General features: G+C 59.4%; 6 protein-coding genes and 1 tRNA gene. 2 read left to right on the top strand and 5 right to left on the bottom strand.

What is annotated here, in order from left to right:
- The first annotated feature begins 151 nt into the window (after positions 1-151).
- Together LVD11_RS04385 and betB are read left to right on the top strand one after the other, a co-directional pair.
- Complete coding sequence (locus LVD11_RS04385) at positions 152-913, top strand: TorF family putative porin (protein WP_237056639.1); 762 nt, start codon at positions 152-154, stop codon at positions 911-913.
- 143 nt (positions 914-1,056) lie between these two features.
- Complete coding sequence (gene betB, locus LVD11_RS04380) at positions 1,057-2,520, top strand: betaine-aldehyde dehydrogenase (protein WP_237056637.1); 1,464 nt, start codon at positions 1,057-1,059, stop codon at positions 2,518-2,520.
- A 69-nt stretch (positions 2,521-2,589) separates the two neighbouring features.
- On the opposite strand, the gene betA is transcribed toward betB, so the two are convergent.
- The 5 genes from betA to rne form a co-directional block, all read right to left on the bottom strand.
- Positions 2,590-4,290, bottom strand: a complete 1,701-nt coding sequence (gene betA, locus LVD11_RS04375; RefSeq protein ID WP_237056635.1) for a choline dehydrogenase — start codon at positions 4,288-4,290, stop codon at positions 2,590-2,592.
- A gap of 15 nt (positions 4,291-4,305) precedes the next feature.
- The gene (gene betT / locus LVD11_RS04370) at positions 4,306-6,372 is read right to left on the bottom strand and encodes a choline BCCT transporter BetT (RefSeq protein WP_237056633.1); all 2,067 of its coding nucleotides are present in this window, start codon (positions 6,370-6,372) and stop codon (positions 4,306-4,308) included.
- A 187-nt stretch (positions 6,373-6,559) separates the two neighbouring features.
- Complete coding sequence (gene ycaC / locus LVD11_RS04365; protein WP_237056631.1) at positions 6,560-7,195, bottom strand: isochorismate family cysteine hydrolase YcaC; 636 nt, start codon at positions 7,193-7,195, stop codon at positions 6,560-6,562.
- 532 nt (positions 7,196-7,727) lie between these two features.
- Positions 7,728-7,815: transfer RNA gene (locus LVD11_RS04360), tRNA-Ser, on the bottom strand.
- 155 nt (positions 7,816-7,970) lie between these two features.
- Positions 7,971-11,156 (bottom strand): ribonuclease E, encoded by a 3,186-nt coding sequence (gene rne, locus LVD11_RS04355; RefSeq protein WP_237056629.1) that lies wholly within the window; start codon positions 11,154-11,156, stop codon positions 7,971-7,973.
- Positions 11,157-11,437: the final 281 nt, after the last annotated feature.

Genomic DNA, 11,437 nt, shown 5'->3' with positions numbered 1-11,437 from the left:
CTGCTTTGTTGGCGGTAATGTCCCGCCTGGAGATATAAAAAGAGGAGAGCGTCGCCAGTTTCTTGAAAAGTTGCGCATTTTGCCTATATGTAGCCTAACCACCAGAGAAAGGCGTTCCCGCATGACGGCGGACTCATCAAGGAAGATCCACATGCATCTGTTAACTGGCCGTAACTTATTCATTACCGGTTTACTGATTTCGGCGCTGGTGCCGGTAACCGCTTCCGCGCAGGAACCGGAAGAGGAGGAGAGCGAAGAACCCTCTTTCGGTACTTTTGGCGGCAGCGCCATGATCGCCAGTGACTATATGTTCCGGAGCATTTCGAACTCCAACCTGCGGCCACAGGTCCAGGCGGACATGAACTGGAGCCACGATGCGGGCTTCTACCTGGGGGTCTGGGCCTCCAACACCGACTTCGGTGGCACCGGAAACAGCATGGAGCTGGATCCATATGTGGGGATGGCCGGCAACTTTGGTGAAAGCAATTTCAGTTACGATATCGGCTACTGGTCATACAACTATCCCGGTTCCCCGTTCGACCTGAATTATGGTGAGGTATACGTTTACGTCACCTGGACATTGGATGATTTCTCCATTACTCCCAGTGTCTGGTATGCAGATAACTATTTCGGTGAGGACTTCCTGGACGAGGTCTCGGCCCTGGCTTATGAAGTGACCCTGGCCTATCAGCTGCCCGACAACTTCTCCATATCCGCACGTGTTGGTGAACAGAGATTCGAGTCTGCCTTTGACAATCTCAACTATGTTTACTACGACATCGGGATGGATTACTCCATTGAGGACTGGACCCTCGACCTTCGCTGGTATGATACTGATGGCGTTGACCCCTTCCTGGCCAGGCCTAAACTGACAGATGGCGAGGCGGTATTCAGTATTACCCGGAGTTTCTAGCTCGCAGGGCAGTCCTTGCGATTTTCCTTTGACTGCCCGTCCCCGCTGATCGCCTGAAGTCCCCGATGCAGTCAGTGCCACCAGTGCTGCCTGGCTCGCCTGGACTCATCACATGAAACCCTTTTACCTTGTGGGAGATCACAATGCCGGATTCCAATGACCGACTCCTCTGGATACATGGGGAGTATGTCACTCCTGCCGATGGTAAATACTTTGACACCCATAACCCTGCCACCGGTGAGGTGATCTGCAGGGTCGCGCAGGCCGGAAAGGCAGATGTGGAGCGGGCGGTGGAGTCATCGCGTGAGGGACAGGCGCAATGGGCCGCAATGAGCGGAGCCGAGCGGGGACGTGTGCTGGTCAAGGCGGCTAACCTGTTGCGGGAGCACTGTGATGAACTGGCCCGCCTCGAATCCCTCGATGGCGGCAAGCCGATTGCAGAAACCCCCGAGGCGGATGTGGGCTCTGCAGCGGATTGCCTGGAGTTCTTCGGTGGGCAGGCCGCCTCATTGCACGGTGAGTACCAGGCTGTGCCCGGGGGCTTCTTCTACACCCGCCCGGAACCCCTGGGTATCTGTGCCGGCATCGGTGCCTGGAATTACCCACTGCAGATTGCCGCGTGGAAATCGGCCCCGGCACTGGCGGCCGGCAACGCGATGATCTTCAAGCCGGCCGAACTCACGCCATTATCGGCCTTGCGTCTTGCCGAGCTGTTTCGCGATGCGGGCCTCCCCGACGGTGTGTTCAATGTGGTGCAGGGCTTTGCGGAAACCGGACAGGCCCTGACCGCACATCCCGATATTGCCAAGATTTCCCTGACCGGTGAAGTGGGGACCGGGAAGGCAGTCATGCGCGCCGCCGCTGATACGCTCAAGGCGGTCACCCTGGAGCTCGGTGGCAAGTCACCACTGATCATTTTCGAGGACGCAGACCTGGATAATGCCGTGGGTGCGGCGATGCTGGGCAACTTCTACACCCAGGGACAGATCTGCACCAACAGCACCCGGGTATTTGTACATGAATCGATCAAGGAGTCATTTGTCGAGAAATTATTGGCGCGCACCCGCAAGCTCAAGGTAGGTGACCCCCTGGATCCCGATACCGATGTAGGCCCGATGATCAGTGCCGATCACATGCAAGGGGTCCTGGCCTACATGGAGAAAGGCAAGGAGGAGGGTGGCAAGCTCCTGATCGGGGGAGGGCGAGCCCGGGTGGAAGGCTTGGAGAATGGTAATTTCGTGGAGCCCACGATCTTCGACGGACTCACCGATGACATGACGATCGTGAAGGAGGAAATCTTTGGGCCCGTTTTGTCGCTACTGGGCTTTTCCACTGAGGATGAGGTGCTGGAAAGGGCGAACAAAACCCACTTTGGCCTTGCCGGGGGCTTGTTTACCCGGGACATCCAGCGGGCGCACCGTGTTGCAGATGGCCTCGACTCGGGTATCGTCTGGATCAACCACTACAATTTGACGCCGATAGAGATGCCTTTTGGCGGCTTCAAGCAGTCGGGGATCGGTAAGGAAAACAGCCGCCGCGCATTCGAGCATTACACCCGGCTGAAGACCGTATATGTCGCCGAGGGCGATGTCGACGCTCCTTACTAATCGACAGCAGCCCCGGGGGTCTCCCAGGGCTGCCAGCTCAAATGCCGGGTTGCGAAAGGCGCGGGAGACTCAGTCCTCCACAGGCCGCTCGGCGGTACCTTCCCTCTGGGCTTCTTCCCAGTTTGGCGCAAAGAAGCTATCAGCCGTTGAGGGTTCCAGCATGCCCTTGCCCCGGATATGGTCCGCCCCCTTTTCACCAATCATGATGGTGGGTGCGTTCAGGTTGCCATTGGTCACGGTGGGCATAATCGAGGAATCCACGACCCTCAGGTTCTCGATGCCCCTGACCCGGCACTCGGGATCAACCACCGCCATTTCATCCGTACCCATCCGGCAACTGCCTGCCGGGTGGTAGGCTGTCTCCGCGGTCTCTGCCAGCCAGTTGTCGATTTCGTCATCATTCTGCACATCCGGGCCGGGAGAGATTTCCCGACCCCGGTAGGGATCCATGGCCGCCTGTGCGAATATTTCGCGGGTAAAGTGGAGGCCAGCGCGAAATGCCTGCTTGTCCTCTTCGCGTGCGAAATAGTTGAACACCATTTCCGGTGCCTGGCGTGGATCCGCTGACTTCAGCTTTACCCAGCCGCGGCTCAGGGGTTTGTTGCATCCCAGGTGTACCTGGAAGCCGTGCCCTTCGACTGCGCTGGAACCATCGTAGGCGATGGCTCCGGCGAGGAAGTGGTACTGGATATCCGGGTACTGGAGGCCGGCGCGACTTCGTATGTAGCCGTTGGATTCGAAATGGTTGGATGTGCCAAGCCCACGCTTGAACAGCAGCCAGTTGATGCCTATCCAGGCTTTCGATAGCGGGCCCAGGGAACCGTTCAGGGTAATCTTCTGTTTGCACTCCTGCTGTACCCAGACCTCAAGGTGGTCATGCAGGTTCTGTCCTACCCCGGGGAGGTCATGTACCACTTCGATACCGTGCTCCTTGAGGTGATCCGCCGGACCGATGCCGGAGAGCATCAATAGCTTGGGAGAGTTGAATGTACTGGCTGAAAGTATGACCTCCCGATTGGCGCGCGCCCGGAAGGTCTTGCCGCCCTGTTCATACTCGACCCCGACGGCCTTCTTACCCTCCATGATTACCCGGGTGGTGAGGGCATGCATTTTGAGCTCAAGGTTGTCCCGGGTCAGGGACGGCTTGAGGTAGGCCAGGGCTGTGGAGCAGCGCACGCCATCGCGTACACTCATGTCCATGCGGCCGAAACCTTCCTGCCGGTAGCCGTTGTAGTCCTCTGTGTACCCGTATCCCGCCTGCTTGCCCGCTTCTATGAACGCGCGATACAGCGGGTTTTTCATATTGTTGCCGTTGCAGGCGGTAATTGGCCCCTTGTCTCCGCGGTATTCATCGGCGCCATAAACACAGTGCTCGGAGCGCCGGAAGTAGGGCAGTACGTCGGCATATCCCCATCCCTCAGCCCCGCTTTCCACCCACTCGTCATAATCACCCTTGCAGCCACGCACGAAGGCCATACCGTTGATGGAGGAGGAACCCCCGATCACCTTGCCCCGGGCCTGGTGAATACGGCGACCGTGCAGGCCCGGTTCCGGCTCGGTATAGAACTCCCAGTCAAACTTGGGCATGTTGAGTGGGATCGAAAAGGCAGACGGCATCCGGATGAAAATGGAATTGTCCTTCCCTCCGTACTCCAGCAGCAACACAGTGGTCGTGCTGTCCTCACTCAGCCGGCTGGCAACCACTGCCCCGGCAGAGCCGGCCCCGACTACGATGTAGTCAACTGTCTGGTCAAACGATTGGTCTGCCATCGATTCCACTCCCCCTTATGCCGGACCCGGCTCGTCGCCTTCACCGGGTGTACGGTTTGCCATTTCCCGCTTCATGTGCAGGTACTGCATGTGGACCTCAAAGTGGTCGACGATATCACCGATCAGCTGTTCCTTTGTATAACCCATCAAATCATAGGTGAGTCCGCCCTCACGCAAGTGTGGTTCAAGCCGGTAATAGCTGGAGCGGGGCTTTTCGGCACGCATGGTAAATGCCGGCATGGAACACTGCCGTGGCCACAGCTGATAGGTGTAGTCCAGCTCCTCGCCGAGCCCTACGTCGAGCGACAGGTGGAGATTCTCGCCAGTGTCACTAGAAATGCGCACGGGGTGACCCTGTTCTTCAAGCTCCTCCTTGACCGCTTCAAAAGCCGGCTTTGCCGTCTTTTCAATAAACTGCTCCACCTGTTTCAGGGTCGGGAAACTGATGGCCCTTGTCAGTCGCTGTGCCCAGTTTGCATGTCCCTCCCTGGATACCGTCCGACCCGACAGCTGGGCGGATAGGGTGTCCTGCATACTTGCGGTCTTCATCCCTTCCAGGCGTAAGGCCTTGGTGAGCCCCATCATCATCATGATGAGGACGAACGCGAATGGCAGGCCCATGATGACGACGGCACTCTGCAGGGCCGAGAGGCCGCCGGTCATCAGTAGTGCCACGGTGACAATACCAATGATTCCAGCCCAGAGGATTCGCATCCAGGGCGGTGCGTCGTGATTGGGGTCGGTGAGGCGGGTGGTCAGGTTTGACAGCACCAGTGATCCGGAGTCACCGGAAGTTACAAAGAAGACAATCGAGAGAATCGTGACCGCGATCGTACTTACCACGGTCCAGGGCATCTGCTCGAGGAACAGGTAAATAGCCGAACCCGGTTTCTCAATGGCTCTGTTGCCAAACTCAGTCGCGCCTTCAAGCACCAGGTCGATGGCCGAGTTACCCATGATGGACATCCATGCGGCCATAAACAGGAAGGGCAGGATCAGGGTGCCGGCGACGAAAGAACGGATTGTGCGCCCCCGGGATATCCGCGCCAGGAAGAGGCCTACGAACGGACCCCAGGCGATCCACCAGGCCCAGAAGAATATGGTCCAGGCATTGAGCCAGTCCTGGGGCGGGTCGAAGGCAAAGGTATTGAATGAAAACCCGATAAAGTTCTGGATATAGTCGCCCATATTGGTGACAAAGGCATCCAGCAGGAAGCGGGTCTGGCCGCTGATCAGTACGAACAACATCAGTATGATCGCCAGCAGCATATTGAATTCAGAAAGTCTGCGAATCCCTCTCTCGACCCCTGTCGCTGCCGAAATTGCCGCAAAGATCACAATCAGGATGGCCAGGGCGGACTGGGTCAAGGTGCCTTCCGGGACCCCGAACATATACTTGAGGCCAAAATTCAGCTGGATGATGCCGATGCCGAGGCTGGTGGCGACACCGAAGACGGTACCGAGTACTGCGGCGATATCCACGGCATGGCCGATGGGGCCGTAGATGCGTTTACCAAACAGAGGGTAGAGCGAGGAGCGGATTGTCAGGGGCAGGCCATGGCGATAGCTGAAAAACGCCAGTGACATTCCTACCAGCGTGTATACCCCCCAGCCAGAGAGGCCCCAGTGCAGGAAGGTGATGGCCATGGCGTTGCGGGCCGCCTCTTCCGTGCCACCTTCACCCACTGGTGGTGTCATGAACTGCGTTATAGGCTCGACGATGCAATAGAAGATAAGGTCGATACCGATGCCTGCCGCGAACAGCATTGCGGCCCAGGTGATCACATTGAACTCAGGTTCAGCATGATCCGGCCCCAGCTTCACGTCGCCATACTTGGATGCTGCGATGAAAATGACAAAAATCAGGTAGGCGACAACCGCCAGGAAGTAAAACCAACCGAAACTGCCGGATATCCACGCGAGCACGCCAAAAATTACGCTGCTGGCCTGTTCGGTGAAAATCATCGCCCAGAGGGAGAACAGGAAGATCCCAATAACCGAACTGAGAAACACCAGCCATTTGATCTTTGCTTCTTCAGGCGTCGCCTTTGAGGAGGCTTCAGAGGATTTTGGATCGTGCATATGCGTCACTCACCGTTTTTTCAGTGACATGAGGATAGACCATGTCCGCGCGCAGGCGGGACATGGGGATTCTTACTGTATAGACCCTGCTTCGGGATAGTTGTAGTAAATGGGCACCATCAACGCCGGCGATAGCTTGATGGCGCGAGATTGTGGAGTTCTGCGTTAACCCAGGGATGATCGGACATCAGGGGCTCGGGTTACTGCTCGCTGAATCGTGGCTACTGATCAGGTTGGCGTAGTCGGGGATGTGGTCGGCAAGTAACCTGGCCAGTCCCTCAACATCGTTCCGCCAGTCCCGGTGCAGTTCGCAGGCCACGCCAAACCAGGTCATCAGCTGCGCCCCGGCTGCGGCCATTCGGCCCCAGGCAGAATGTCGGGTAAATGGGTCGAAAGTACCTGAAGCGTCAGTGACTACAAAGACCTCGAAACCTTCTTCGATGGCGGCCAGGGCGGGAAATGCTACACATACCTCGGTGACAATGCCGGCAATAATCAACTGTTTGCGCCCGGAGGCCTTTACTGCCTTCACGAAGTCCTCATTGTCCCAGGCATTGATCTGCCCTGGCCGGGCAATATAGGGGGCATCGGGAAAGCTGTCTTTGATTTCAGGCATCAGGGGGCCATTGGGCCCGTCTTCAAAGCTGGTGGTGAGGATAGTGGGCAGCTGGAAGTACTTGGCGAGGTCTGTCAGCGCCAGGACATTATTCTTGAACTTGTCAGGTTCTATATCCCGGACCAATGAGCACAGACCGGTCTGGTGGTCGACCAATAGTACCGCGGCGTTGTCTTTCTCGAGGCGAATATAAGGTTTGGTGCTCATTAAAGGCGCTCCCTGGGCACTTTTTCGGTGTCGGCGGCTAATCCCGGCTTGAGGCCTAGTGTAGTGGAGGGAATTGCCCTTCGTGCCGGTCCTCGGCCAGGGCAGCCTGATACAAGGCAAAGAACGTCGCAGGATTTATTTACGCCCACACTGGACAGGGATGGGGTCCCGGGGAAGCCTTTAGGCACACCGACCTCATTTCCAGATCGTCGGATAGTGGGGCAAGGGGCAGGGATGCGCTTCGCTGCGCTCGCGGCTCTCCGGGCTGACGCCCTCCGGGTAGCTCCGCTGCGCTCGCTGGTCTCCGCTGGCTGTGCCAGCTCCGGCTCGAACGGGGTTCTTATCCAAATCTGTCCCAACCCCATATAAAAAAAGCCGGCGTGGAGCCGGGTTTCCTTATATGGCGGTGGGGGATGCGCTTCGCTATGCTCGCGGCTCTCCGGGCGTCGCCCTCCGGGTCGAACGGGGTTCTTATCCAAATCCACCGTAGCACCATACAAAAAAGCCCGGCATAAAGCCGGGCTGTATTGTATGGCGGTGGGGCAGGGATTCGAACCCTGGGACCTGTTACAGTCAACGGTTTTCAAGACCGCCGCTTTCGACCACTCAGCCACCCCACCAGATTGTCCGGCGCATTATACCGACGTGGTTGTCGGGTACAAGGGCGTGGATAATTTTTTTAGGCAGTTCAATAGGTTAGCTGTATTTTTAAACAATTTCGGTGCCTGTGCGAGTGACGTGGGAGGCCCGTGGCGGGCACGGGCCTCCTGTCTGGTCAGCTCGCCTGGGCGGAGCCGTCCTCGTCGTTGGCCTGGTTCGCCTCACGCGCGACGCGTGGATCGTTGGCCGGACGCGTGATGGCGCGGGGCTTATGCTCAATCGCAGCCGGGGTGGACGTGTCCAGCGGCTGGTTGAGTCCCATATCGCGCTGCTCGGTGACGATCGCCAGTGCACCCAGCGGTTTCGGGTTCACTCGCGGATCGTTGCTGGCTCGAGCGGGCGTAGCACCGGTCGGGGCTGCCTGCTTCGGCTCAGCTGCAACCGGGGCTGCCGCGGGTGCTTCAGCAGCCGGCTCCTCTGGCTGCTCTGCAGCTGCGGGTGCCGGTGCTTCAGCAGCTTCAGCTACTGCTTCCGGTTCCGGTTGCTGGGCTTCTGCCGCCGATTCGGCAGCTTCCTCAGGCTCGGGCTGCGCAGGTGCCGTTGCGACTGCTTCAGGCGCTTCGGCTTTCACAGTATCGGTACGTGGCGCTTCGCCGGCTTCCTCATCAGTAGAGACAGCGGCAGTGGTGACCTGGCTCTCGGCGTCCGGAGCCTTGCCGGGTGCACCTGCAGTTTCCGGCTCCGGTGCTGCCGGGCTCGGCGCCGGGGCCTCCTCCGGGCGCTGCTGGTCCCGGTCGCCACTGCGCTCAGCGGCTTTCGCGGAGCGCTCCGCCTCCTCGCCGGAATCCTTGCGTGCTTCCCGCTGGCGACGGGGTTTCCGCTTAGCCTTTTCGTCCGCGGCCTCGCCCTCGCCCTCGGCTTTACCTTTGCCCTTGTCGCTCACGGGCTTGGTGGTCTCTTCCGCCTTGGCTTCCTTCGGCTTGCGGGGCTGGCGCTCTGCCTTCGGCTCACGCTTGCCTTCTGTAGCGGCCTCCGGCTTCTGGCCGGCAGCAGCCTCTACAGGGGCCTGCTGTTGCTTGTCGGCAGATTTCTTGGCCTCACCCTCGGCTTCGTCGATGGCCTCATTGACCTCACGATCCAGCTCTTCCTGGTTCTGGGCTACGGCAGCCGCCGCTTTATTCTCACCGCGGCGACCGCGACGACGGGGCTGCGGACGGCCGCGGACGTTGCCTGGGCGACGCGCCGGGCGCTCCTGGCCCTCGGTCTCAGCGGCATCACCGGAGGTTTCGGCAACTTCCCCGGAAGCTACCTTTTCCGCAGTTGGCTGCTGGCCTTCCTCGCGACGGCGACGTCCCTCACCACCGCGACGACGGCGGCGGCGACGCTGTGGGCGCTCGCCGCCCTGGCCTTCATCGCGCTTGGCGGTAGTGGCCTTGTCTTCACGCTTTTCCTCGCGTTTTTCCTGGCGCTTCTCCTCTCGCTTGTCCGCCTGTTTTTCGGCTGGTTTCTCCTCGCGACGGGATTCCTCACGACGTCGACCGCCCCGATTGGTGCGGCCACCGCGGCTGCCGCGCTGGCTGCCCCCGCGACCGCGCTTCTGGTAGTTCTTGCCACGGCCTTTGGTTTTCTTGTGTTTCTTGGTCTTGGCCTCTTCTTCCTCACCGGAGAATAGGGCAGAGATGGCGCTGATCAGGCGTGAGATCAGGCCGGGCTTGGCCTTCGCCGCAGCGGGTGCCGCCGGCTTTTCAGTGGGAGTAGGTGCAGGTGCTGTGTGGGCGATCTGCTGCACTGCGGGCTGGGCGGGTGCCCGCATCGGCTCCTCTTCCTGGTCCGGGGCCTCCTCGAGGGTGCCTGCAATCTTGTAGGAGGTTTCGAGGGTCGCTGTGTCGTCATCCCGCAGCCGTTGAACCTCGAAATGCGGGGTTTCCAGATCGGCGCTCGGCACCACCACTACACGGGTATTGTTGCGCGACTCGATCTGGGAAATCGCCTTGCGCTTCTCGTTGAGCAGGTAGGTGGCGACATTGACCGGGCAGATGGCCCGGATTTCCGCACTGCGCTCTTTCTTCGCCTCTTCCTCTACCAGGCGCAGGATGGACAGTGCCAGCGACTTGGTGCCGCGAATGGTGCCCTGGCCGCTACAGCGGGGGCAGACCCGGAAGGTGGTTTCCCCGAGGGATGGGCGCAGGCGCTGCCGGGACATCTCCAGCAGGCCGAAGCGGGAAATGCGGCCGATCTGTACTCGGGCCCGGTCCATGCCGAGGGCCTTTTCCATGCGCTTTTCCACTTCGCGCTGGTTCGACTTGTTCTGCATATCGATAAAGTCGATGACCACCAGGCCGCCCATATCGCGCAGGCGCAGCTGGCGGGCGATTTCGTCCGCGGCCTCCAGGTTGATGGAGCGCGCTGTCTCCTCGATATCCCCACCCTTGGTGGCACGGGAGGAGTTGATGTCGATGGAGATCAGGGCCTCTGTGACGTCGATGACGATGGAACCGCCGGAGGGTAACTTGACCTCGCGCTCGAAGGCCGTCTCGATCTGGCTTTCGATCTGGTAGCGGTTGAAGAGCGGAATCGCGTCTTCGTAGTACTTCACCTTGTTGGCGTAGTGGGGCATCACCTGGCGTGCGAACTCGGCGGCCAGCTGGTAGGCGCCCTTGTCATCGACAATGACTTCACCGATGTCGTCGCGCATGTAGTCACGGATTGCGCGGATGATGACGTTACTTTCCTGGAACAGGAAGTGCGGCGCCTTGGAGTCGTCGGCCTCTTTCTTGATGGCATCCCAGAGCTGCAGCAGGTAATTCAGGTCCCACTGGAGCTCCTCACCGCTACGGCCAACGCCGGCGGTACGGACAATAATGCCCATGCCGGAGGGGATTTCCACGCTGGAAAGGGCATCGCGCAGCTCGGAGCGATCATCGCCCTCAATACGACGGGAGATACCGCCGGCGCGGGGGTTGTTAGGCATCAGGACGAGGTAGCGACCCGCGAGGCTGATGAAAGTGGTGAGGGCGGCACCCTTGTTGCCGCGCTCCTCTTTGTCCACCTGGACAATAACTTCCATACCTTCCTTGACCACATCCTTGATCTTGATGCGGCCTTCGATGTCCTTGGGCTGTTTAACGAAATATTCCCTGGAGATTTCTTTCAGTGGAAGGAAACCGTGTCGTTCCTCGCCGTAGTCGACGAAGGCAGCTTCCAGGGAAGGCTCGACGCGAGTGATCTTGCCCTTGTAAATGTTGGCTTTTTTCTGCTGGCGGGTGCGGTTTTCGATATCCAGGTCGTAGAGCCACTGGCCGTCTACCAGAGCTACACGCAACTCTTCAGGTTGAGTTGCGTTAATCAGCATTCTCTTCATGCGTGTCTTATATCCTTGCGTTGCGCAAAGGCCAGACACTGAGGTCGCAGGCTTGTTGTTCAGGTGCTGTGCGGAATTTCCGCACAGTCTTGCAGGGAACAGGGGTCGCTCCGCCGCCCCTGGGGCAGGGCGGTGTTGACCCGGCGGTCTCGCTGCCGTACCTCGGGCTGCACGCAGTTGGCAGTGCAGCCTTTGGGTCTCCGGTGCCGCTTCCGGGCACCACCTGCGGGTCAGCGGGAAATACCGCTACCTGCAGGGCCGCCATATGAAAAGGTGTGCGT

It is taken from the genome of Microbulbifer sediminum, from assembly GCF_021729035.1.
Taxonomy (GTDB): domain Bacteria; phylum Pseudomonadota; class Gammaproteobacteria; order Pseudomonadales; family Cellvibrionaceae; genus Microbulbifer; species Microbulbifer sediminum.
This window is presented reverse-complemented; position numbering and strand designations above follow the sequence as displayed.

Coding starts and splice junctions, on each gene's coding strand:
- betT (WP_237056633.1), bottom strand. CDS start 6,372: ATGCACGATCCAAAATCCTCTGAAGCCTCCTCAAAGGCGACGCCTGAA.
- ycaC (WP_237056631.1), bottom strand. CDS start 7,195: ATGAGCACCAAACCTTATATTCGCCTCGAGAAAGACAACGCCGCGGTA.
- LVD11_RS04385 (WP_237056639.1), top strand. CDS start 152: ATGCATCTGTTAACTGGCCGTAACTTATTCATTACCGGTTTACTGATT.
- betB (WP_237056637.1), top strand. CDS start 1,057: ATGCCGGATTCCAATGACCGACTCCTCTGGATACATGGGGAGTATGTC.
- rne (WP_237056629.1), bottom strand. CDS start 11,156: ATGAAGAGAATGCTGATTAACGCAACTCAACCTGAAGAGTTGCGTGTA.
- betA (WP_237056635.1), bottom strand. CDS start 4,290: ATGGCAGACCAATCGTTTGACCAGACAGTTGACTACATCGTAGTCGGG.